16 protein-coding genes and 2 tRNA genes are annotated in these 24,207 nt (G+C 60.5%); 13 read left to right on the top strand and 5 right to left on the bottom strand.

Translation table 11 applies throughout. The features are described from left to right. Positions 1-269 precede the first annotated feature (269 nt). Both BN4575_RS04315 and BN4575_RS04310 read right to left on the bottom strand, forming a co-directional pair. A tRNA-Tyr gene (locus BN4575_RS04315) sits at positions 270-354 on the bottom strand. Between the two features lie 34 nt (positions 355-388). After that, positions 389-473: transfer RNA gene (locus BN4575_RS04310), tRNA-Tyr, on the bottom strand. Between the two features lie 124 nt (positions 474-597). Between BN4575_RS04310 and BN4575_RS04305 the strand changes: the two genes are divergently transcribed. After that, positions 598-1,107, top strand: a complete 510-nt coding sequence (locus tag BN4575_RS04305; protein ID WP_068977282.1) for a VC2046/SO_2500 family protein — start codon at positions 598-600, stop codon at positions 1,105-1,107. 110 nt (positions 1,108-1,217) lie between these two features. Here BN4575_RS04305 and raiA read toward each other — a convergent pair whose 3' ends face one another. After that, positions 1,218-1,556 carry a ribosome hibernation-promoting factor, HPF/YfiA family gene (gene raiA / locus BN4575_RS04300; protein ID WP_042021257.1) on the bottom strand — a complete coding sequence of 113 codons (339 nt, stop codon included), beginning with the start codon at positions 1,554-1,556 and terminating at the stop codon, positions 1,218-1,220. A gap of 370 nt (positions 1,557-1,926) precedes the next feature. Here raiA and BN4575_RS04295 point away from each other — a divergent pair, with 370 nt between their 5' ends. The 3 genes from BN4575_RS04295 (at position 1,927) to BN4575_RS04285 (ending at position 7,611) form a co-directional block, all read left to right on the top strand. After that, the gene (locus BN4575_RS04295; protein WP_068977281.1) at positions 1,927-4,431 is read left to right on the top strand and encodes a putative bifunctional diguanylate cyclase/phosphodiesterase; all 2,505 of its coding nucleotides are present in this window, start codon (positions 1,927-1,929) and stop codon (positions 4,429-4,431) included. A gap of 101 nt (positions 4,432-4,532) precedes the next feature. After that, the gene (locus BN4575_RS04290; protein ID WP_068977280.1) at positions 4,533-6,434 is read left to right on the top strand and encodes a transglycosylase SLT domain-containing protein; all 1,902 of its coding nucleotides are present in this window, start codon (positions 4,533-4,535) and stop codon (positions 6,432-6,434) included. 178 nt (positions 6,435-6,612) lie between these two features. Beyond that, a complete protein-coding gene (locus BN4575_RS04285) occupies positions 6,613-7,611 on the top strand; it encodes a LacI family DNA-binding transcriptional regulator (RefSeq protein ID WP_068977279.1) in 999 nt (332 codons plus the stop codon). A gap of 86 nt (positions 7,612-7,697) precedes the next feature. On the opposite strand, the gene BN4575_RS04280 is transcribed toward BN4575_RS04285, so the two are convergent. Continuing rightward, positions 7,698-8,762: a 3-deoxy-7-phosphoheptulonate synthase gene (locus BN4575_RS04280; RefSeq protein WP_068977278.1), complete on the bottom strand. Its 1,065-nt coding sequence runs from the start codon at positions 8,760-8,762 to the stop codon at positions 7,698-7,700. A 125-nt stretch (positions 8,763-8,887) separates the two neighbouring features. Beyond that, a complete protein-coding gene (locus BN4575_RS04275) occupies positions 8,888-10,840 on the bottom strand; it encodes a TonB-dependent receptor domain-containing protein (protein WP_068977277.1) in 1,953 nt (650 codons plus the stop codon). Positions 10,841-11,106: 266 nt separating this feature from the next. Here BN4575_RS04275 and BN4575_RS04270 point away from each other — a divergent pair, with 266 nt between their 5' ends. The 9 genes from BN4575_RS04270 to BN4575_RS04230 all read left to right on the top strand — a co-directional run bounded on the left by BN4575_RS04270 (position 11,107) and on the right by BN4575_RS04230 (position 24,005). Beyond that, positions 11,107-12,255: an isochorismate synthase gene (locus tag BN4575_RS04270; RefSeq protein WP_068977276.1), complete on the top strand. Its 1,149-nt coding sequence runs from the start codon at positions 11,107-11,109 to the stop codon at positions 12,253-12,255. Further along, positions 12,252-13,898, top strand: coding sequence for a (2,3-dihydroxybenzoyl)adenylate synthase (locus BN4575_RS04265; protein WP_068977275.1), 1,647 nt, complete (start codon positions 12,252-12,254; stop codon positions 13,896-13,898). Before BN4575_RS04270 ends, BN4575_RS04265 begins: the two co-directional genes overlap by 4 nt. Continuing rightward, entirely contained in the window at positions 13,895-14,842 is a 948-nt protein-coding gene (locus BN4575_RS04260) for an isochorismatase family protein (RefSeq protein ID WP_068977274.1), read from the top strand. Before BN4575_RS04265 ends, BN4575_RS04260 begins: the two co-directional genes overlap by 4 nt. After that, a complete protein-coding gene (gene dhbA, locus BN4575_RS04255) occupies positions 14,839-15,606 on the top strand; it encodes a 2,3-dihydro-2,3-dihydroxybenzoate dehydrogenase (protein ID WP_068977273.1) in 768 nt (255 codons plus the stop codon). Before BN4575_RS04260 ends, dhbA begins: the two co-directional genes overlap by 4 nt. 125 nt (positions 15,607-15,731) lie before the next feature. After that, complete coding sequence (locus BN4575_RS04250) at positions 15,732-19,706, top strand: non-ribosomal peptide synthetase (RefSeq protein ID WP_068977272.1); 3,975 nt, start codon at positions 15,732-15,734, stop codon at positions 19,704-19,706. After that, complete coding sequence (locus tag BN4575_RS04245) at positions 19,703-20,572, top strand: hypothetical protein (protein WP_068977271.1); 870 nt, start codon at positions 19,703-19,705, stop codon at positions 20,570-20,572. The genes BN4575_RS04250 and BN4575_RS04245 overlap by 4 nt, the downstream gene beginning before the upstream one ends. 268 nt (positions 20,573-20,840) lie before the next feature. Then, positions 20,841-21,929, top strand: coding sequence for a pyruvate dehydrogenase (acetyl-transferring) E1 component subunit alpha (pdhA, locus tag BN4575_RS04240; RefSeq protein WP_068977270.1), 1,089 nt, complete (start codon positions 20,841-20,843; stop codon positions 21,927-21,929). Then, the gene (locus BN4575_RS04235) at positions 21,922-22,908 is read left to right on the top strand and encodes an alpha-ketoacid dehydrogenase subunit beta (protein WP_068977269.1); all 987 of its coding nucleotides are present in this window, start codon (positions 21,922-21,924) and stop codon (positions 22,906-22,908) included. The genes pdhA and BN4575_RS04235 overlap by 8 nt, the downstream gene beginning before the upstream one ends. After that, positions 22,905-24,005 (top strand): dihydrolipoamide acetyltransferase family protein, encoded by a 1,101-nt coding sequence (locus tag BN4575_RS04230; protein ID WP_068977268.1) that lies wholly within the window; start codon positions 22,905-22,907, stop codon positions 24,003-24,005. Before BN4575_RS04235 ends, BN4575_RS04230 begins: the two co-directional genes overlap by 4 nt. Positions 24,006-24,207 lie beyond the last annotated feature (202 nt).

Genomic DNA, 24,207 nt, shown 5'->3' with positions numbered 1-24,207 from the left:
AACAGGCAGGGCAGTTTGTATTACCGGCCCGAAGGGAGCGAAGTTATCCCCGCTGCGTGAAGCCGAGACCACAGAAGTATGGAGTTAAAAAAACCAATAAAAACAATGCCAGTCAGGCTTAACTGACTGGCATTAGGCGCATGCCTCCCGTTTTTTATTGCGCGCTCGGCAGCAGGCAAACGGCGATAAAGGTTGGCAGTGTAGAGGGATGGCGGATTGGGAGGCCCAGAAATGCGAAAACCCGGCGCCAGGCCGGGTTTTCTAAATGATGGTGGAGGGAGAAGGATTCGAACCTTCGAAGGCAGAGCCGTCAGATTTACAGTCTGATCCCTTTGGCCGCTCGGGAACCCCTCCACGGGGTATTACTTACATATTGTCGCACTTGAAATGGTGGAGGGAGAAGGATTCGAACCTTCGAAGGCAGAGCCGTCAGATTTACAGTCTGATCCCTTTGGCCACTCGGGAACCCCTCCACAAGTGCGAGGCGCATACTAACAGATCTTCCGCTTTTGGGAACCCCCAAGCAAAATTTTTCTATTAAAAGAATTGGATTTATGGCCGATAACCAATGAAATCGTCATTTTTGAGAGTTATCTCATGCTGCCCAGTTCAATTCGTGATCACTTACTCGTCGATGAGGGGCAGTTGGGGCAACGGCTTAACCGTGACCTGCAACATGGCGACCGGGCGGATTTTCGGCTGCATCTGGCCCTGCTTACCGACGCAGTGGAGGAGCAACCCTGGTTCGATACCAAGCCGACAGCCCGTGTCGATGACCGTGACTGGCGCGCACACTTTGAGCTGAGGCCGAGTGCTGTGCTGGTTGCTGATGGTCAGGAGACCGATTGCAGCGCCATCAATGAGCGGCTACAGCAGGGGGGGAGCATGATGGATGTGCGGCTCTGGCTAGCACTGCAAAGACCAGCCCTGATTACGAAACCGCCGTTATTTGATGAGGCAGTCTATGACAACCTGTCACCGCTGGCGCGGGAGCGGCTGCAAGGCGCTCTGGCGGTGGTGCCGCGCCAAGAGGATCCGCTGGTCATGCTACCGATCCTTGAGCGCTTGCAGCAGGGGCTAGATACCCGTCTGCACTGGCTCGGTTGATGGTGGGCGCATTGACGTGGGCGCCACAGATTAGGTCAATCACGGGCAACAAAAAAGGCGGGATATCCCGCCTTTTTGCACGCTGTCCTTTGCTCTTGAGTGCCGCCTTGTTACGCGTCAGCTTCATCCGTTTGCGGCTGATCCTTCAGTCCGGCGTTGGCACGACGGGCAATCGGTTTTGCGGTATGACGGTTGAGCTGGCGCTCCAGTTTTTGTCCCAGTTCATTGATAGCGGCGTAGAGATCCTCATGCTCTGCCTGGGCAAACAGTTTGCCGTTGGGGATGCCAGCACTGGCTTCGACAGTGAACATCAGGCGCTCTTTGGAAACAATCACATGGGGAGTGATGAGAGGTACCTGAAGACGTTCGAGCTTTTCAAAACGTGATTCAATGCGCTCGCGGATAGCCGGGGTAATGTCGATGATTTTGCTGGTGATTTCGATTTTCATATTGGCCCCCTTCGGGTCGTCTTGCTTGTGTCTTCACCTTCAGATTACTCATTGGTAAAGATGAAAATGTGATCTACGTCACGAAGCTTTGCCTTTGCTATTCAGTAACTTATAAATTGTGATCTTTCTCGGTTTCGTGCCAAAAACAGCTTGAGCTGCATGAAACTGGCAGGCAGTATGACGGGAATAGGATCGTTTCTGTCCCTTCTTGGCAGCACTTCGTGTCGACCTCATGTCCGGTTTCCACTGCTTGATATCGCATGTTTGTACTCTTCCCCGCTCACCGTTGGTCTGATGATGGCTTTGGGGAAGTTGCGGTGCCCGCTTGTCTGGACATCAAACGTGGTCGGTTGTCTGGTTGGAGTGGTAAATGAAGCAGCAAGCCACGCAGGTCATGTGGTTTTTCAATCGGGAACAGGATCAGTGGAGTCTTTCTGATCAGGGTTCCTACCAACAGTGGCAAGGGGAAGGGAAGCATCCCTGGTCCGATCGCCTGCAACCGGAAGATGAAGCTGGCTTTGCCGACTTTCTCGCCCGGCTCCATGAGTCACATCTGCCGGAACAATTTATCGGTCATCTGAACGATGGCAAGGGTGTTATCAATCATGTGCTCTGGAGCGCCCAGTTTGTGCCCCATCAGCAGGTGTGTTGTGGTTGGTTGGCGCCCCTCGATTCAGTCAACAACGTGGCGAGCTCGCTCAATATCTCCCTGCCGTTACTGCAAACCACTCTGCTGACCCAGCTGGCGCAGGCGCTCTCTGCCCGCACCGGGCTCGATTTTTTCAGCACCTTGGTGAGTCAACTGGCTCATATCCTCAAGGTGGATACGGTCTGGGTGGGGGAGCTGTGCGGTGCTGACCGGGTCAGAGTGCTGGCCGCCGACGGACTGGCGCTCAAGGAGTACCCCTTGGCGAACTCCCCATGTCAGGAGCTCTACAAACAAGGGGCCATCTGTTTCGAGGTGATCGACGAGTCGCACGACTATCAACCCTGGCTGGCGGCCGGGCAGACTTATTATGGTCAGCCGCTGTTTGATGCAAGAGGCCAGTTGCTCGGTCATCTGGCGCTGCTCTATTCGGCGCCGGCAGATACCAGCAACCTCACCTCGGTGCTCAATACCTTCTCGGTACGGATGGTGGCCGAGCTGGAACGGTTGCAATCTGATGCCCAAATGCGACTTTCTGCCGTGGCTTTTGAAACTCACGAAGGGATCATCATCACCGATCCGGGGTTCAAGATCCTGCGGGTCAACAATGCTTTTAGCCAGATCACCGGCTTTGACAGCCAGGCGGTGCTGGGCTTGCAGCTGGAAGAGGATCTCTGGCCCAATCTCGGGGGGCTGGGTTACGAGCTCAACACCCTCAGTCGCTGGCAGGGGGAGACCCAGCGTCGCCACATCGATGGTCACACTTATCCCCAGTGGGAGATAGTGACGCCGGTGCAGGATGAAAAAGGGGTGATCAGCCACTTCGTCATCTGTTTTGAGGATATTTCCGAGCGCAAGGCGGCCGAGAAACGGATCCAGGATCTGGCCTATTACGATGAGCTGACCGGCCTACCCAATCGCCGCCAGCTGCACGAAACCCTGTTGCAGACCTTCAATGAGGCGACTCGCAATGGCTTGGTTGGGGCGCTGCTTTTTATCGATCTGGATCACTTCAAGACCATCAACGACTCCCTCGGTCACGCCACTGGCGACTGGCTGCTCAAAGAGGTGGCTACTCGCCTCAAACGACTGGTACGGCAAGGGGATTGTCTGGCGCGCCTCGGCGGTGACGAGTTTGTGCTGCTGCTGCCGTCCCTGTCGGCCAGCCCACCGCAAGCCGAGATGCAGGCCGATATCATTGCCGAGCGGCTGATCAGTGAAATTGCGGCCCCCTATACCTACGTGGGGCAGGTACTGCACATCGGCGCGAGCGTCGGTATTACCCTGTTCCCTGATCGGGAGCAGGGGGTTGATGATCTGCTCAAGCAGGCGGATACCGCCATGTATCAGGCCAAATCCGCTGGCCGCAAGACCCGCCGCTTCTTCGATGCGTCGATGCAGCAACAGGCGGATCGCCGTTTGCTTATTCACAACGAGCTGCGCAATGCCCTCAGTCAGCAGGAGCTGACGCTTTACTATCAACCGCAGCATATGGTGGAGGGGGGCGACATCATTGGTGTCGAGGCGTTGATCCGCTGGCAGCCAGCCGGACGCGCGCTGGTCTCGCCAGCCGAGTTTATCCCCATTGCCGAGGAGACGGATCTGATCGTCGACATTGGTAACTGGGTGCTGCACGAGGCGTGTGCCCAATACGTGCTGTGGGAAGAAAACGGCATCCACATTCCGCAAATCTCGGTCAATGTCAGTGCCAAGCAGTTCCACGCCACCGATTTTGTCGAGCGGATCCACGATGTGCTGGCGCAAACCGGCATGGATCCGGCCTGCCTCAATCTGGAGATCACTGAATCTGTGGTGCTCGGCCACGCCGAAGATACGATTAGCAAAATGACTGACCTCAAGGGGTTAGGCATCAGCTTTGCCATCGACGATTTTGGCGCCGGTTACTCCTCCCTGAGCTACCTCAAGCGGTTGCCCGCCGACGAGCTCAAGATCGATCGCTCCTTTATTCAGGACATCCCGAAAGATGGCGACAACATGGCGATTGTCGAGGCGGTGATCGCCATGGCTCGCCATATGGGCTTCAACGTCACGGCGGAAGGGGTCGAGTCCCGCCAGCAGCTGGAGTTTCTCAAGGCACAAGGGTGTCATTTCTATCAGGGCTATCTCGCCTCCAAGCCTTTGCCAGTGCCGTATCTGGAGAAATATGTACAGCGGCTGACCAGACCGGAGCAATTGCGCGAAATACAGCTGAGCGATGCAGAAAAATAGTCCCTTCTCCCCGCTGTAGCGCTGCCCGGCAACGGGTAGAATGAGAGGCAGTAGAACCACCGTCAACATAGGCGGTGTATTGCCCTTAATGGAGATGCTCAGTGAAAGCTGTATGGGGAATTATGTTAGCGGCACTGTTTGTGCCGAATCTTATGGCACAAACTGCAGACCAGACCCTATACCGTCAGGCCCATGAGGCTGTACGGGCAAATGATCAGGTCCGCTTTCAGCAAATTCGTGCCCGTTTGACCCATTATCCCCTGTTACCCTATCTCGATTACTATCAGCTTGCCTTTCGCCCGGGTGCTGCCGATTACAGCGACGTGACCCGCTTTATTCGTCAGCACGGCGATACACCGCAATCGAACCGGCTGGAGCGCAGCTATTTGACCTATCTGGCCCAGAGCCAGCAGTGGTCGCAGTTCTTGCGCTTCTATCCGGCCAAACCGAGCTCCACTGACCTGCTGTGCATGCACTATCAAGCCGGTTATTACACCGGCAAGAAAAAAGAGGCATTACGGGGGGCGGGTGAGTTGTGGATGAGTGGTCAGTCACGTCCCGATGCCTGCTCCCCGTTGTTCCAGCTATGGCAAGAGGCAGGACTGCGTACTCAGGAGAAGATCTGGCAACGGATGACGCTGGCGTTCGAGGCAGAAAATCCTAATTTGATCAGTCACCTTGGCGCGACCTTGGGGAGCGGATTGCAGCCCTATGGCGATCAGATGGTGACCCTCTTTGCACAGCCAGCCAAGGCGATGAACCCTGCTTACTTCAGCACTAACCCTTACTCTAAAAAGTTGCTGTCACTGGGCTTGGCCCGTTATGCCAATCAGCAGCCGGAATCGGTGCTGCGGCAATTGGCGTTGTATCGTAGCCAGTTTGGCTTGAGCCAGAGTGAGCAGAAGCCCATCGAGCGGGCCATTGCTCGTCGTCTGCTGCTGGATCGCGCCATTGTCCAGCGCAGCTGGGTCGACAGCACGGTGAAAAAGCTGGCGGATCCCGATATCACCGAGCTGCGGGCGCGGTTGGCTATCTGGGAGCAAGACTGGCGTAGCCTGTCCGGTTGGGTGAAATTGATGCCGATGGCCCGCCAGAAAGAGGATCGCTGGCGTTATTGGGCGGCTCGCTCGCTGGAGGAGCAAGGGCAGAAAAAACCGGCCCATGACCTTTATCTCGAAACCGCCAACCTGCGTGGTTTCTATGGTTTTATGGCGGCGCAGCGCACCGGTATACCCTATCGCATGAAAAACCAGAGCGCCAAGCAAGTGCCTGATTGGCGTAGCGCCAGTCAGCGTTGGCCCTTTTTACTGCGGGTACGCGAGCTGTTGTCGATGAACGAGATTACGGCGGCACGCTCGGAGTGGATCCACAATATGGATCGCAATCCGGTGGCCCAGCGCATCGAATTTGGCCATATCGCCCTCAATCAGGGCTGGCATGAACTGGCGATTCTCTCCAGCATCCGTGCCGAGGCGTGGGACGCCCTCGAGCTGCGTTTCCCCAAACCTTACCGACAGACCTTTAGCCAGATAGCGCGGGAGCGATCGGTGAATATGAGTTTGTTATACGCCATTTCCCGTCAGGAGAGTGCGCTTTATCCCCTGGCACAATCGCCGGTGGGGGCCCGTGGTCTGATGCAGCTGATGCCCGCAACGGCAAAGGAGACCGCAGGCAAGCTGGGGGTACCTTATCGCAATGAGCAGCAACTGTTTGATCCCGAGCTCAATGTGCGTCTTGGCAGCGCCTATCTCAAGCGGTTGCTGGATGTCTACGATGGCAACCGGATCCTCGCTGCCGCCGCCTACAATGCCGGGCCGGGCAGAGTAAAACGCTGGCGTGACCAGAGTGACAACAAGCCGATGGATGTGTGGGTCGAGAGTATCCCTTACAAGGAGACCCGTAACTACGTGCAGAACGTGTTGTCGTTCGATCTCATTTATCAGCACAAGTTGCAGCAACCGCTGCGCTTTATGTCTGAGCGGGAGCTCAATCACGCCTATTGAGCCGGGTAGTCCTCAATGGCCCCCGTTGTTTTCACCAGGCTGATGTCTGGGACCTCGGGGTAATATTGCGTTACCAAGTGAAACATCTCTAGTGACCTGGCGCAGGTAATTGTGCCAGGGCTCAGGGTATACTCGGGCGTCGGTACCGACAGGTTCCCCCACAATAAAGGAATGGATAGTGGCAACGATTAAAGACGTTTCTCAGCTGGCAAATGTGTCTATCTCCACCGTGTCGCGTGTGATTAACAGCACGGCGCAGGTAGCACCAGACAAGCGTGAGGCCGTATTGGCGGCCATGAAGGAACTGAATTTTCGGCCCAACAGTTTTGCCCAGGCGCTGGTGAGTAAGCGCTCTAACTGCATTGGCGTGTTGGTTGGCGATCTCTGTGGCGGCCCTTTCTTTGCCCAGATGATGCGTGGTATTGAAACCATGGTCGACAAGGCCAACAAGTTCACCATAGTGATGTCCGGTAACCACGATATCGCCCGTGAGCGTCATGCCATTCAGGCACTGTTACAACGTCAGTGTGATGCCTTGATCCTGCACAGCAAGGCGCTTCCGGACGAGGAGCTGCGCGAGTTGGCCGCAGGTTCAACCCCCATCGTCTTTATCAACCGCCAGGTCCCCGGTTTTGAAGAGCGCTGTGTCTGGCTCGATAACCAGGCCGGTATCACCACCGCCTGTCAGCACTTGCTGGATGCCGGGCATCGCAAGATCGCCTTTATTACTTCTGATGACGAGGCGTTTGTCGATGGTCAGCAGCGGATGGCCGGTTATACCCAGACCTTGGCCAACGCAGGCATCGCTGTTGACCCAACCCTGATCAGTCGTGCTTTTGCCGATGAGAACGGTGGCTATGTGGCGATGAGTGAACTGCTGGCCCGCGGGGTTGAGTTCACCGCTGTGCTCGGGTTTAACGATGGCATGGTGGCCGGCGCTATCTCTTGCCTGCTGGAGCGCGGTTACAAGATCCCGCAGCAGATTTCTGTGGTCGGGTTTGACGATATTCCCTATGCCCGTTACATCTATCCCAAGCTCACCACTGTGCGTTACCCCATCGAGGAGATGGGCAGTTGCGCCGCAGAGCTGGCGCTGCGCCTGCTCGCCCACAAGCCGGTCGATGGCTTGACGCTCAAGTTTGAAGCCCAGCTGGTCGAGCGTGAGTCAGTCGCCTGACGAGAGTAAAATAGCGATCTACAACGTGGCCCCATTGGGGCCACATTATTTTCTCAGCTACCCGGGTTTTCTGAGGAATAGATCACTCATCCTGCCAAGGCGATCCGCTGCTGGCGGCGCGCCTCCACCCCTTCTGCCACCATATCGAGCAGTTGCCTTGTCTGTTCCCAGCCGATGCAGCTATCGGTGATCGACTGACCGAAGCGTAGCGGTTTGCTGCCAATCTCCTGACGCCCTTCGCAGATAAAACTTTCCACCATGATGGCGGCGATGGCATGGCTACCAGCGCCCAGCTGGTCGGCGATATCTCGGGCAACCAGCAGTTGGCGGGCATGTTGTTTCTGGCTGTTGCCGTGGCTGCAATCGATCATCAGCCGGGGTGACAGATGGTGCTGGCGCAGCAGCTCGCCAGCCTCTGCCACATGACTGCTCTGATAGTTGGGCTTGCGGCCACCGAGCAAGATCAGGTGGCAGTCGGGGTTGCCATGGCTGCGCACCAGTGCCAGCTGGCCATCACCGGAAGGCTGGGTATAGAGGTGGGCTGCCCGGCTGGCGATGATCGCCTCGACCGCGATCCGGATATTGCCATCGGTGCCGTTTTTAAAACCGATGGGGCAGGGGAGGGCGGAGGCCAGTTGGCGGTGGAGCTGGGATTCGGTGGTGCGGGCTCCAATGGCACCCCAGCTGATGAGATCCCCCAGATAGAGCATGCTGGTGAGATCGAGAAATTCGGTGGCACAGGCGAGCCCTTCCTGTCCAAGGGTCAACAGTAACTCCCGGGCCTGGGATAGGCCCTTTTCCAGTCGATCGCTGCCATCGAGGTCGGGATCGAAGATAAATCCTTTCCAGCCGAGCGTCGTGCGCGGCTTTTCGAAATAGGTGCGCATCACCAGTTGCAGCTGCTCCCCGTATTGGCCCTGCAGTTCAGCGAGCTGGCCACCATAGTCGCGGGCGGCTGCCGGATCGTGAATGGAGCAGGGGCCGATCACCAGCAGCAGGCGATCATCCTCTCCCTGCAGAATATGGCGGGCTTGCTGGCGGCTGCGAGCGATCTGGCGAGCGAGCCGTGCCGGACAGGGTCTGGCCTTTAACATCTCGTCAGGGGTGGGCAGGGTGGCAAGGGGTGAAGCATTCAGAAGTGAGGTGAACATGAGCGATCCTGATGAAAATGGAAATCTGCATGCTCTTTGCTGTCCAGTGGGGATCTTCCCCTTATTCTCTTGGTTAACAGAGCGCGGGCATGGGCCCGCGCTCTGTTATATCGGCCTTGGCTACCTTAGAAGCGGGCTGAGCCGCTGACGTAGTAGCTGCGACCCGGTTCGACGTTCTGGAAGACGGTGTCTTTCTCTTGCAGGCGCACGTCGGTCAGGTTGTTGATCCCCAGTCGCAGGTCAAAGTTCTCGGTGACCTTGAAGCCGGTGCCGAGATCGAAGGTCTGATAGCTGGGCAGCTTGTGCAGTACGACAACCTTGTTGACGGTCTGCTCGGCAAACTGTGTGCCGGTGTAGGTGGTGCCGACAAAGGCATTGACCCGCTCGGTGGCCTGCCAGGTGATCTTGGCGTTGGCCTTGTGCTCGGGCCGCTCGGGCAGAGCCTGACCCTGATCGCCTTCCGCCTTGAGGTAGGTGTAGTTGGCGCCAAGGTTGATATCGTCGGTCAGATCGAGCTTGCCGGTCAGCTCCAACCCCTTGGTGGTGGCCTTCTCCAGGTTGTACCAGGTGCGGTTAGTGGAGTTCGGCAACTGCTTGAAGGTGAGCATGTCGTCGATGTCGGAGTAGAAGAGGGTGGCGCTGGTTTCCCAGATCCCTTCTCCTGCGATGACACCCAGCTCGTAGTTGGTGCTGGTTTCGGGCTTGACCTTGTCACTGCCATAGATACGGCAGCTGCCGCCGCAGCTCTCGATGCTGTAACCGTTGGAGTACTGGTGCGGTGCCGGCGCCTTGAAGGCTTGGCTGACGCCCCCCTTGACGGTCACCAGCTCGTTCATCTCATAGACCAGATAGCCGCGCGGGGTGAAGTGGCTGCCGTAGATCTCGTGGTGATCGTAACGGCCGCCCAGAGTCAGGGTCAGGCTGTCGGTCAGGCCGATCTCGTCCTGAGCAAACAGCGCCTCCTGAGAGTGACTCTCTTTGCCGCCGATATCCTTGTAGCTCACCGCATCCACCAGCTCCCGATCCAGATATTCACCACCCAGGGTCAGGTAGTGGTTGGCCAGCGCCAGGTTGGTATAGCCCTTGAGGGTCAAGGTGTTCTCTTCCAGCTCCCGCTGTTGCGGGGCAGAGTAGCTGGTGTTGAAGTCGTCGATCTGGGAGCTTTCATAGTTGGCCATGACGGTGGTGTCACCCCAGCTCCAGTTCCCCTTGTGGGTCAGACCAAACAGGTTGCGATCGTTTTGCTGCTGGCGGCTGTGCACCTTGTTGCCGGTTTTGCGGAAGATATCGAGAGGCCGCTCATCCTGGTTGTAGAGGTAATCCAGCTCGAAGCGCTGCTGCTCATCCACCAGCCAGCTCAGGGTAGAGGCGAAGTTGCGGGTCTGTTTGGCTTCGATAAGGGGGATGCCGTCAGCAGCTTCGGTGGGGGTCCAGGCTTGACGGTCATACACCTCGCCGTTCATCCGGATCAGCAGGTTGTCGGTCAGCGGGCCGGTAAAGCCCAGGTTGGTTCTGTGCTGATCGCCGCCATCCTTGCCCTCGATGGCCTTGAAGTCGGCATCGGCCGCCCCTTGCCAGGTTTTGCCCGGCTGCTTGGTGATGATGTTGATGACACCACCGATGGCATCGGAGCCGTAAAGTGCCGACATGGGGCCACGGATCACCTCGACCCGCTGGATCATGCCAAGGGGCACCGGGGTGTTGTCGAAGTTACCGCCGCGCCACAGGGCATTGGAGGAGGAGAGGCGTTTGCCATCCACCAGCACTAGCGTGTACTTGCCGGACATGCCGCGAATGCCGATATCGCTGCGGCCATTGGTGTCGGTCTCGGCCTGAATGCCCACTTCGTGGCGCAGCAGGTCGGCAAGGTCATTGACCGGCGCGGCGGCGATCTGTTCGGCCGTGATGACCGAGATGGCGGCCGGTGCCGAGCGAGTATTGTGGGCTGTGGTGGTGACGGTGATCACCTCATCGGCTTGAGGGGCGTTGCTGGCGGCGATCGCTTGCTGGGTCAGCAGAGTGACGATGGTGGTGGCCAGCAGACTGGGAGCAATAAAACGGGAGGTTGAGGATTTCATTATTTACATCTTCCATAATATACAAATGATAAGCGTTATCATTATCAAATTGAATTTGCTCCGATCGCAACTCTTTTTTATTGGCGAAGTTAAGTTTCGTTCGTCACCCTCTTTTGACTAAAAAGAAGTTAATGAAATTGATTCTCATTTGTGTTGATCGTTTTTTTACTCCTTGTTAGGATGCCGTTCACCTTGATATCTGGTGAGTCAAATGACTCACGTTAAGTCGTGTCAGGCAGTGATTCATTCCAAGGAGTAGCACCGTCATGTGTGACCATGCACTGGAAGGAGAGTGGCCCGCCACAGCGGTCGGGCTGGATAAAGTGTGCTGTTTTGCCAGCGGTGACAGGGTACTGGTCGCCTCCGGTATCCACGACAGTTTTACCGGCATCCCACCGGATAAGCTCCTTGCCCATCTGCGTCAGCTGCGCCAGCAGGGGATGGTCAATCCCATCGCCATCGGCGCCATTCCGTTTGATACCCAATCCCCCTGGCATCTGGTGATCCCGGTGCAATCGCAGTGGGTCGCCAGGGATGCGATGTTGCCCGCCAGCTGTTGCCAGCTCCATGGCGAGGTGAGCGAAGTGACCGGCTCCGCCCACTATCAGGGGGCGGTGCGGGCAGCGTTGCAGCAGTTTAGCGAGGGTCAGCTCGAGAAAGTGGTGTTGTCGCGCGCCATTGATGTGCAGAGCGCAGAGCAGACCTCCCCCGCACACGCCTTTGGCTCTCTGCTGGCACAGAATCCGGGCGCCTATGTGTTCCAGATCCCGCTGCCGGAGGGAGAGACCCTGCTTGGCGCCAGCCCCGAGCTGCTGGTGTCTCGCAGTGAGATGGCGGTGGTGAGCAATCCGCTGGCGGGCTCCCGTCCGCGCCACGCGTTTTCCGATCAACAGGCGGCCAGTGCCGAACTGCTGGGGGCGCAGAAGGATCGCTATGAACATGCACTGGTGGCCGATGCGGTCGCCGCCGCCCTCGCTCCCTTCTGTAGCGAGCTGGATGTCCCCCTTGAGCCGCAGGTGATCGCGACCCCTACCATGTGGCACCTCTCGACCCGCATCGCCGGGCGGCTCCATGAACCCTCTCCCGTGCTGGCACTGGCGTTGGCGCTACACCCGACACCGGCGGTGTGCGGCACGCCGCTCTCGGCTGCGCGTCAGGCCATCGCCCGGCTCGAGGGGTACGATCGCCGCTTCTACTGTGGCGCCGTCGGCTGGATGGATGCCGATGGCAATGGCGAGTGGGTGGTCACCATCCGCTGTGGTGTGCTGGCCGGCCGGCAACTGCGGCTCTATGCCGGCGCCGGGGTGGTGGTGGGCTCTTCGCCGGAAGCGGAGTGGCAGGAGACCGCCGCCAAGCTTGGCACCATGCTGCGGGCGTTTGGCCTCGAGAGCCGGGAGCCGGAGGTAACCGCATGAAGCCGTTGGTGCCCTTTACCCCCTGGCCTGCCGAGCTGGCAGCCCACTACCGGGCACAAGGGTGGTGGCGCGGACAACCGCTCACCGCCCTGCTCGATGACTCCGCCGCACGTTATCCCGAGCGCACGGCCCTGATCTGTGGCGAACGCACCCTCAGTTATGGCCAGTTAAAACGTGAGGTTGATGCACTGGCGGCGCGGCTGGCGGCGCGCGGGCTGGGCCATGGCGATACCGCGCTGGTGCAGTTGCCCAACTGCGCCGAGTTCTATATCTGCTGGTTTGCCCTGATCCGCTGCGGCGTAGTGGCGGTGCATTCCCTCTACAGCCATCAGCGGCGCGAGCTGGTGGCCTTTGCCCGCCAGATTGAGCCCGCCTTGCTGGTACTCAGCCCCTCCCATCCCGGCTTTGCCGGTGAAGCGGGGAGCTTGGCGGCCCTTGATGAGCGGGTATCGCCTTCTTGCCAGACACTGCTGTTCGAGCAGGCAGAAGGCTCCGATCTTCAGTCAGGATTTGCATGGTATCAGCCTGACCCGATAGCCCGTGCTGATGGTTCGCCGCTGACGGCTATCGAGCCAACTCCTACCCCGGCCGATCACGTCGCTTTTTTCCAGCTCTCCGGCGGCAGCACCGGCACCCCCAAACTGATCCCCCGTACCCACGATGACTATGGCTACAGCGTGCGCCAGAGCGTAGCGGTGTGCGGTTGGGATGAGCGGGTGATCTATCTATGCGCTCTGCCAGCGCCCCACAACTTTCCCCTGAGCTCCCCCGGGGCACTCGGGGTGTTTTATGCCGGTGGCTGCGTGGTGCTGGCAAAGGATCCCTCTGCTGCAACCTGTCTGCCGCTGGTGCAGCGCCATCAGGTCAACTGGGCGGCACTGGTGCCACCGGCTCTGGCGCTCTGGCTGGAGGCGGCCAGCCACTATCCGCAGACCTCTCTGGAGTGTGTGCAGGTGGGCGGTGCGCGCCTCAGCCCGGCTCATGCCGAGGCGGTGGCGAGCCGCCTTGGTTGCCGTTTGCAGCAGGTGTTTGGCATGGCCGAGGGGCTGGTCAACTACACCCGCATCGAGGATGACCACTGGCACATCGTCAATACCCAGGGCCGCCCGATGAGCCCGGGCGACGAGGTGGAAGTGAGGGATAGCGACGGGCGCCCCTTGCCCGATGGTGAGTGCGGCGAGCTCTGGACGCGTGGCCCCTACACCTTTCGCGGCTACTTCAAGGCTGATGCCCACAATCAGCGGGCTTTCGACCGGGACGGTTTCTACTGCACCGGCGATCTGGTCTGCCGCTTGCCCGGCGGCCATCTGATGGTGGTGGGGCGCAACAAGGATCAGATCAACCGGGGCGGGGAGAAGATTGACGCCCTCGAGATTGAAGATCTGTTGCTGACCCACCCGGAGGTGCGGCAGGCGGCGCTGGTCGCCATGCCCGATCCCATGCTCGGGGAGCGCAGCTGCGTCTTTCTGATGTGCCGCGAGCCTCTCAATTTGCGCCGCTTGCGCCGTTTCCTGCGAGAGCAGGGGGTGGCCGGTTACAAACTACCCGATCGCTTGGTGCTGGTGGAGCAACTGCCCCACACCCCGGTCGGCAAGATAGACAAACAGACGCTGCGCGAGCAGCTCGCCAAGGAGTGTGCATGACCATTCAATCACTCGCCGCCTATCCGCTGCCCACCGCTGAGGAGCTGCCCACCGGGCGGGTGAACTGGCCCTTCGAACCGGGCCGTGCCGCCTTGCTGGTCCACGATATGCAGCACTATTTCGTCGATTTCTACGGGGCGGGCAATCCGCTGATCAATCAGGTCATCGACCATATCGCCACCCTGATCCGTCAGGCGCGTATTCTTGGCATGCCGGTGGTCTATACCGCCCAGCCCGCCGAGCAGAGTCAGGCCGATCGGGCGCTGCTCAACGACATGTGGGGGCCGGGGTTGACCCGGGCGCCGGAGCGCCAACCCATCGTCCCGGCGCTGGCGCCCGAGCCGCAGGATACGGTGCTGACCAAGTGGCGCTACAGCGCTTTTTGCCGCTCACCGCTGGCCGAGCTGATGGCCGGATGGGGGCGGGATCAGCTGGTGATCTGTGGCATCTACGGCCATATCGGGGTGATGCAGACGGCGGTCGATGCCTTTATGCGCGATATTCGCCCTTTCCTGGTGGCTGATGCCATCGCCGACTTCTCCCGCGAGGATCATCTGTTGGCGCTCTCCTACGTCAGCCGCAATGCGGGTCGGGTGATTACCGTGGCCGAGGTGATGGCGGCCAGCAAACGCCCCCTGACTCGGGAGTCGCTTCGTGCTCAGGTGTTGGCGCGGCTGCCAGCCGAGATGCAGCAGGAGCAGCCCACCGAGGATGACAACCTGCTCGACTACGGTCTCGACTCGCTGGCGGTTATGGGGCTGGTGGAAGAGTGGCGTCAGCAGGGGTTGATGGTGGAGCTGGCCGAGCTGGCCCGCACGCCGACCCTGGCTCACTGGTGGGCGCTCCTCTCCCGTCAGCTTAATGCCAGTCAACCCAATGTCAGTCAGGCCACGGCTTATCAGGCCAACGAAGTGCACGTCAGCGAACCGGAGTGCACCCCATGAGCGAGTGGCAAGGCAGAACCTTCTGGGTAACTGGTGCGGCGCAGGGAATTGGCCATGCGGTGGCACGCACCTTTGCCGAGGCGGGGGCCAGCGTGGTGGCATTCGATCTGCAACTGGCCGAGGCGCTGCCCGGCAACGTGAAGGGGGTGACTCTCGACGTGAGCGACAGCGAGGCCGTGACCCGCTGCTGCGAACAGCTGCTGGACGAGGGGTTGGGGCCCGATGTGCTGGTCAATGTCGCTGGCGTGCTGGCGACCGGCAGGATCGATGAGGTGGATGACGCCCTCTTGCAGCGCACCTTCGCCATCAACACCTTCGCCCCCTTCTACCTGATGCGAGCCCTGACCCCCTGGTTTCAGGGACGGCGCAGGGGCGCTATCGTCAATGTCTCCTCTAATGCCGGTCGGGTACCGCGAGTGGGGATGGGCATCTATGGTGCCTCCAAGGCGGCGCTGACCAGCCTCACCCAAACGGCAGGCTTGGAGCTTGCCCCCTATGGGGTGCGCTGCAATCTGGTGTCGCCGGGCTCGACTCGTACCCCGATGCTGTACGGCATGTGGCAGGAGGGGGAGGCGGAGCAGCTCGAGGGAGAGCAGCGCACCATCGCGGGCCTACCCGGGCAGTTCAAGCTGGGAATCCCCCTTGGCAAGCTCGGGACACCCGACGAGGTGGCTGCCTGCGTGCTGTTTCTCGCCTCCGATGCCGCCAGCCACATCACCTTGCAGGATCTGGTGGTCGATGGCGGTGCAACCCTGGGGGTCTAGCCCGCGCGCTGCCGATCTGGCAGGCGTGACACTCTCTTTATGGAGGAGGCCTGGCCTCCTCGCTTTTCAGCCATGCGGGCAGGGGCAAGCCGCTGCTCGCCCAATGTTTGCGCAAGGATATTCCCATGGAACAGACAATGGCGATGCGCGCCACCCACCCGCGCTGGCCGCTTACCACCGCTCAGGCGGGTATCTGGTTTGCCCAGCAAAAATACCCGCAGAGCCCGGCCTGCAATACCGGTGAGTACTGGCTGCTGGAGGGGGCGCTGGCTCCCCATCACTTCACCCGTGCGGTGCGCCAGACCATCGACGAGATCTCCGGTCTGCACTGCGCCTTTGTGGCCACTGCCGATGGCCCGCAAATGGTAGCTAATCCTGCCTGCTGGCAGCTGACCGAGCGGGATCTGCGCAGCGAAGCCGATCCACTCGCAGCCGCGCAGGCCGAGATGCGTGCGCAGTTGGCCGTCCCCTTCAATCTGGCCGGGGGGCCGCTGTTTGCCACCACCCTCTATCGCCTTGGCGAGGGGCGGTGGGCCTGGTTTATCGCCGTGCACCATATCGCCATTGATGGCTTTGGCCTGAGCCTGCTCTGCCAGCGGGTGGCAAATTGGTATGAGGCGCTCTGTGCCGGCGAGCAGCCTGCACCCTGCCGTTATGCATCCCAGCAGGAGTTGCTGGCTGAAGAGGCGGCCTATCAGGATTCGCCGCGCGCCGCGCGGGATCGCGATTTCTTCGTGCAGCAGCTGGCCGGGGTGGAGAATCCTGCGTCGCTCTCCCGACGTCCGGCGCAAGGGCCGGGCCCCACATATCGTCTTGAGCAGCGGCTTGCTGGCCGCCAGTGGCAGGCATTGGTTGCACGGGCGAGTCGCTCGGCCTGTCACCCCTACAGCTTGCTGCTGGCGGCGGTGGCCAGCTATGTGCAGCGAATGAGCGGCGCTGGCGAGGTGGTGCTGGGTATTCCGCTGATGGGGCGGCTGGGCTCAGTGGCGGCCGATACCCCCTGCATGAAGGTCAATGTGGTGCCCCTGCACATCGAGCTGAGCGGCTCCAGCCGGGTAGGGGAGTTGTTGGCACAGGTCGAGCGGCAATTTGCCGCCCTGCGCCGTCATCAGGGTTGCCGTCAGGAGTGGTTGCAACAGCGCCAGCCGGGCCAGCCGTTGTTTGGCCCTCAGGTCAACCTGATGCCCTTTGCCCGTACCCTCAGCTTTGGTGAAGGGCACAACCAGGTTTGTGGCGAGGTGCAGGTGCTGGCGGCGGGGCCGGTGGAGGAGTGCGCCTTCTACTTTGCCGAGGAGGCAGGCGCGATGACCCTGACCCTCGAAACCCGTCAGGGGCGCTTCAGCCAACAGGAGAGTGAACGTCATCTGGTCCGACTGCTGGCTTATCTGGCCGCCTGGAGTGAGGCGGATGACGAGGTCGAGGCGGTGCGCTTGCCGCTGTTGCTGCCCTGCGAGCAGGCTGAGCTGGCGCGCTGGAACCAAACCGACCATCCGTTGCCGACTACCACCCTGAGCGCACTGCTGGCCGAGGGGCTGGCGGCGGCAGATCAGAGCGCCATCGCGCTTGAGTGTGGCGCCGAGCGCTGGAGTGTTGCCGAGCTGCGCCAGCGTACCCGCCAGCTGGCCAGCTATCTGGTGGGGAGGGGCGTGGGCCCCGGTTGTCGGGTGGCGGTGGTGATCCCGCGATCTCCCGAACTTATTCTCGCCCAGCAGGCCATCATGGTGGTGGGTGCCGTCTACGTGCCCGTTGATCCGGACTATCCGGCGGAGCGGATCGGCTACATTCTCGCCAGCAGTAATCCTGCGCTTGTGTTGACCAGTCATACGCTTCAGATGCCGCTCGACGTGGCGGCGCCACTTGTCTGCCTCGATGCCCCCGGTGTGGCAGAGCAGCTGGCGACGATAGACGTGGCGGGGATAGCACCTTGTGAGCTGCCACCCCCCAAACCGGAAGATGCGGCCTACATTATCTACACCTCCGGCTCGACCGGTCGGCCCAAAGGGGTTGTGGTGAGCCATGGCGCCATCGTCAACCGGCTGCTCTGGATGCAGCACATGTATCCCATCGGCCCGGCGGATCGGGTGCTGCAAAAGACCCCGGCCGGTTTCGATGTCTCCATCTGGGAGTTTTTCTGGCCCTTTATGACAGGGGCGCGGCTGGTGCTCGCCAAACCGGGCGGCCACAAGGATCCCGCCTACCTTGCCGAGCTGATTGAGCTGGCGGGGATCACCACCTTGCACTTTGTCCCCTCCATGCTGCAGATATTCGTCGCACAGGCCGAGCCTGCGCGTTGCCGCGCCCTGCGGCAGGTCTTCTGCTCCGGCGAGGCGCTGCCCGCCGATCTGGTGCAGCGCTGGTATGGGGCATTCTCAGCCCCCCTGCACAACCTCTATGGCCCGACCGAGGCGGCGGTGGATGTCACCTGGTATCCCTGTCGGGCAGACGAGGTGGTGACCAGCGTGCCAATCGGCTATCCGGTCTGGAATACCAGCATCTACATTCTCGACCCCTGGTTGCAGCCGGTGCCCCCCGGTGTGGCGGGGGAGCTCTGGATCGGCGGCGTGCAGGTGGCGGATGGCTACTTTGGCCAGCCCGAGCTCACCGCCGAGCGCTTTATTGCCAACCCCTTCGGGGCGGGACGGCTCTATCGCAGCGGCGATCTGGCTGCCTGGCGTGAGGATGGCGCCATCGAGTATCTGGGGCGACTCGATTTTCAGGTGAAGATCCGCGGCCAGCGCATCGAACTGGAGGAGATTGAGCAGGTGCTGCTGCGCCATCCCCGTGTGGCGCAGGCGGTGGTGCTGGCCCCCGAATTTGCCCCCGGCGATCGCCGTCTGGTGGCCTACGTGGTGGCCGCAGATAGCACAAAGCTGACGCTGGCCGAGCTTACACCTGCCCTTGGCGCTGCCTTGCCCGACTACATGGTGCCGGGGCTGTTGGTCACTCTGGCCGAGCTGCCGCTCACCCCCAATGGCAAGCTGGATCGCAAGGGGCTACCGCTATCTGATATGGCGTCGGCGGTTGGTCAGTCATTGCCGAAAACCCTGCTGGAGGAGCGGCTCTGTCGCCTCTTCGCCGAGGTACTGGGGCTGGCGCGGGTCGGCGCCGACGATAACTTCTTTGCCCTCGGCGGCCACTCCCTGCTGGCGGCGCAGCTGGTGGTGCGTATTGAAGAGTCGCTTGGACAAGATCTCACTCTGGCCAGCCTGTTCGAAGCGCCCAGCCCCGCCCAGCTGGCGCGCCATCTTGGCGGCGAGCGGGAGGCTATGCCCATGCTGTTGCCCTTGCGGGCGCACAGTGCGCAGTCGGGCGCATCAGGCCCCACTCTCTTTTGCGTCCACCCCGCAGGCGGGCTCGGCTGGTGTTATGCACCGCTGGTGCCCCATCTGCCGACTGATATGGCGGTCTATGCCCTACAGGCACGGCCGCTCTGCCAACCGGATGCGCCGCTGCCTGCCAGCTTCGACGAGTTGGCCCTCGATTATGTGACCGAGCTGCGCCGCCAGCAGAGCGAGGGGCCCTATTGGCTGCTCGGTTGGTCGCTCGGGGGCATGCTGGTGCACCGGATGGCCGCCATGCTGCAAGAGCAGGGACAGGAGGTGGCCATGGTGCTGCTGCTCGATGCCTACCCCTGCCAGCAGTGGCAGACCCAGCCGTTGCCCGACGAACAGCGGATGCTTGATGCGTTGCTGCGGATGGGGGGCATTGCGGTTGCGGACGAGGCGCTGGACTCCCTTACTCGTGACGAGGTGGTGGCCAGGCTGGGGGCTGAGGGGAGTGCGCTGGCCATGCTCGACGAGCAGGTGGTGAGCGCCATGATTGAGCTGGTGGGCCACAACAACCGGCTGATCCGTCAGCCGGTCGACTACTGCTACCACGGGGAAGTGACCTTTATCGAGGCGTCAGCCTCCCGCCAGCCCTGGCTGGATGGGCGCGGCTGGGCGTCGCTGACAAAAGGCGAAATCCGCTATGAGCGCTTCCCCTGCCTGCATCAGGAGATGGTGCATCCCGACTGGCTGGCGAAGATCGGTGCCCTTATCTGTGAGCGGGTCGATGGGGTCTGGCAACAACCGCACATCCGGCAGGAGGGGGATGCATGACCCCGGTTGCCGCCATCCGGGAAGCCTTGTTGGCGGGTAAGCTGGTGGGGCTGGGGGAGCCGCATTGGCACCCGGATTTTATCCGGCGCCAGCACGTCTGGCTGTGTGATCCGGCGCTCTGGGGAGTCATGACCGATCTGGTGCTGGAGTGCGGCAATCGCCGCCATCAGGGCTTGCTCGATGCCTGGCTGACGGGGCAGGAGAGCTGGCAGGATGAGCCGCTGACGCTGGCCCGGCTCTATCCGGTCTGGCTCGACTCCTGCGCCTTTCCCGCCTGGATGGCCCCCGAGTTTCCGGCTCTCTTTTCCGCTCTGCGCCAGAGCAATCTGGTGCGCCCTGAACATATGCGGCTACGGGTGCATCTCTGCGAGCCCTTATTCGAGTGGCAGGAGATGAGCCCGGAGCGATGGCAGCAGCACAACAGGGGGCGGGATCAGGCGCTGGCCGACTATCTTCTAACACTTCCCCAGCGCGGCTTGGTGGTGCTGGCGGGGGCGCGTCATCTGCTCAAAGTCGCAGGAGATCCCCACTTTGCGCAGCCGACGCTGGGCCAGTTGCTGGAGGCGGCAAGACCGGGTTGGCTGCATGTCCTTCATCCCTGGCCAATGGTTGCTGGGAAGGGAGATGGGGAAGAGGAGCGGGTGTGCGAGCTGGCTGATATCACAACTGCCGACCTCTATCCCCACTGGCCGGTGTATCCGCCGCTGGAGGGGCTCATAGACAGGTTGGTGCGGGTGGCTGACCGGGGACGGGAGATGCGAATTTGCCCGACCTTGCTGGCCGAGCCATGGCGCAGCCGCTTGCTAAGCCGCGCGCACTTGCTGCCAGCTGGCATGGCCCGCCAACTGCAACACTGGCTAGCGTAACTGCTGGCTGGCGTAACCGCTGACTTGAGTAACAGAAGGGGGAGCAAGGCTCCCCTTTTTCACATTTTGCATCCTGCATTCAGAACTGCAAAGTTGCACCATTTACGGCATACCTTGCCACTCATCGCCGAAAATTCAGCTCCTTCGCTACTTTAAAGAAGTTTCTACTGGTCTTACCTGAGTAAATCCCTTTGCTTTTTATTTAACAAGGTATTTACATCTAGGTGTCGCCAGCATCGGTGACGCTCTCAACGGCAAGGAGCCAGTTATGACCCATGTCGACATCCCTTTCCTTCGTTACCTCGATGCGGAAGGGTGCCCGGTCGCCACCTTACCGACCTGGCTGGACAAGGCGATACTGCACACCTTCTACCGCAATATGGTAATGGTGCGCAGCTATGACAAAAAAGCGATTGCGCTGCAACGAACCGGCAAACTCGGTACTTTTCCCTCCCATCTCGGCGCAGAAGCCGTGGGGATTGGCATCGGTCTCGCCATGCAGCCGCAGGATGTCTACGTCCCCTACTATCGGGACATGCCCACCCTCTATGTGCGTGGCGTGCCGATGGAGAAGAACTTGCAATATTGGGGTGGTGACGAGCGGGGCAGTTATTTTCTCAAACCCGATGGGACTCCCTCTGAAGATCTCCCCATCTGCGTCCCCATCGCCACCCAGATCACCCACGCCTGCGGCATTGCGTCTGCCTTCAAACTGCGTAATCAACCGCGCGTCGCTGTAGTCACCATCGGCGATGGCGGCACCTCCAAGGGGGATTTTCTGGAGGGGCTCAACTGCGCCGGTGTCTGGCACCTGCCGATGGTCATCATCGTCAACAACAACCAGTGGGCCATTTCGGTGCCGCGCAAGCTGCAATCCAGCGCCCCTACGCTGGCCCAGAAGGGGATTGGCGCCGGGGTGCGTAGCCTGCAGGTGGATGGCAACGATGTGGTGGCCGTCTACGATGCCGCACGCAGTGCCATCGAACGGGCCCGCAACGGCAAGGGGCCGACCCTGATCGAGGCGGTCAGCTATCGCCTCGGCGATCACACCACGGCCGATGATGCCACTCGCTATCGCGACGGTGCCGAGGTGGAGGCCGCCTGGGCCAAAGAGCCGGTCAAGCGCCTGCGCCAGTTTATGCACAGCCAGGGGTGGTGGGATGAAGCGCAGGAGCAGGCCCTGCTGGCTGAGGCTGCGCAAGAGGTGGAGCAAGCTGTCGCCCGTTACGAGGGGATGCCGCCCCAGCCGCCTGAGGCAATGCTCGACTACCACTACGCCAGCCTGCCCGCTGAACTGTTGCCCCAGCGCGAGCGAGTGATTGCCAAGGGGATGAAGCAGGAGGTTGGCCATGAGTGAGATCAGTTTGCTAGAAGCGGTCAACATGGCCCTGCACTACGAGATGGATCACGACCCGGATGTGGTGGTGTTGGGCGAAGATGTGGGGGTCAACGGCGGGGTGTTTCGCGCCACCGTGGGCTTGCGCGACAAGTTCGGTTTCAAGCGGGTGATCGACACACCGCTGGCCGAGGGATTGATCGCCGGGGTGGCGGTTGGCATGGCGACCCAGGGGCTCAAGCCGGTGGCGGAGTTCCAGTTTCAGGGTTTCATCTTCCCCGGGATGGAGCAGATCATCTGTCAGGCGGCGCGGATGCGAAACCGTACTCGTGGTCGCCTCTCTTGCCCCCTTGTCTATCGCTCTCCCTATGGCGCGGGCATTCACTCGCCGGAACACCACAGCGAGAGCGTCGAGGCGCTGTTTGCTCATATTCCGGGGCTGCGGGTGGTGATCCCCTCCAGCCCGAGACGCGCCTATGGCTTGCTGCTGTCGGCCATCCGTGACCCGGATCCCGTGATGTTTTTCGAACCCGATCGCATCTATCGCTCGATGAAATCCGAGGTGGTGGATGACGGTATTGGCTTGCCGTTGGATGTCTGCTTCACCCTGCGCCCGGGCCGGGATATTACTGTGGTGGCCTGGGGAGCCTGCATTCAGGAGGTGATGCGGGCAGCAAACTTGCTGGTCAAGCAGGATATCCAGTGTGAAGTGCTGGATCTGGCCACCATCAAGCCGCTTGATATAGATACCATCCTCACCTCGGTGCGCAAGACTGGCCGGCTGCTGGTGGTACACGAGGCGTGCGGCAGCTTCGGGGTCGGAGCCGAAATTGTGGCGCGGGTGACCGAGCAGGCGCTCCCTTGCCTCAAGGCGCCGCCCAAACGGCTGACCGGCGTGGATGCCGCCGTTCCCTACTATCGCAACGAAGCGTATTACCTCATCACCGAGCAGGATATTGCCGATGCCGCTCACCAGCTGATGGAGAACCAGTGGCTATGAAATTTTTCAAATTACCGGATCTGGGCGAAGGATTGGCTGAAGCTGAGATCGTCGAATGGAAGGTGAGCGCCGGGGATACCGTCGCGGTCGATCAGGTGCTGTTGTCGGTGGAAACCGCCAAGGCGCTGGTGGATGTGCCCTCTCCTATGGCCGGGGTGATCGCCCGTCTCTGTGGCGCCGAGGGGGATATTCTCCATATCGGTGCGCCACTGGTGGAGTTCGAGGGGGGGGAGGATGATGGCACAGTGGTGGGCAAGGTGAGCGCTCATCAGCAGCATATCGAGGATCACTTTGTGGTGGGTGCCATAGCCCCGGGTGGCGTGCTGGTGCAAGCCATGCCAGCCGTGCGGTTGCTGGCGCAGAAGCTGGGTCTGGATATCGACCGGCTCAAGGGAAGTGGCAGCGGCGGTATGGTGACCGAGCTGGATGTGCAGCAGGCATTCGAGGCTCAGCAGAGCAGTGGCAACGAGTTCCTCAAAGGGTCACGGCGGGCCATGGCCAAGGCGATGGAGCTCTCTCATCAGACGGTGGTGCCGGTCAGCATCACCGATGAAGTTGACTTGCGTCATTGGCGCCCTGATGAAGATGTGACGGTGCGCCTTATCAAGGCTATCGGTGTGGCGTGTCGTGCCGAGCCCTCGATGAACGCCTGGTTTGATGGCGAAACCTTGTCAAGGCGGCTGTTCAACGAGGTCAATGTAGCCATTGCTGTGGATTCCAAACATGGTCTCTATGTACCGGTGATGGAGAACGTGGCCGAGCGGGAGGGGGCCGATATCCGGCAGGGGCTGGATCGGATGATCGCCGATGTGAAGGCGCGCGCCGTGCCCCGCGAGATGTTGCAGGGGGCGACCATTACTCTCACCAACTTCGGCGCCATCGCAGGGCGCTACGCCAGCCCCATCGTCACGCCGCCGCAAGTGGCCATCATAGGGGCAGGCAAACTGTTCGAAAAAGTGGTGTTCATCCATGGTGAAGCGCGTCCCGTCAGAACCTTGCCACTGTCGATGACATTTGACCACAGGGCGTGTACTGGCGGGGAGGCTGCCCGTTTTCTCAAGGTGCTGGTGGATGCACTGGAAGCCGCCACGCTATAGACAGTTGTGCCCTGCCATTGGCAGGGCACAAATTTGTTTGCGTAATCGACAAAGCTGCGTATAATTCACTCCAGCTTGAAAGGGCGATAGTTATGTCAATGAATACGATGTTTTACATCCTGTCCTGTTGTTCATAGTCATCCCGTTTTTTAAGCTTTATCCGCTGAAAAGCATAAGTAATTATTTTGAATACAGGTTTAAA

The organism is Aeromonas sp. EERV15 (assembly GCF_900079845.1).
In the GTDB taxonomy this organism is placed as follows: Bacteria; Pseudomonadota; Gammaproteobacteria; order Enterobacterales; family Aeromonadaceae; genus Aeromonas; species Aeromonas sobria.
The sequence above is the reverse complement of the archived record's forward strand: the minus strand, read 5'-3'. Positions and strand labels throughout refer to the sequence as shown.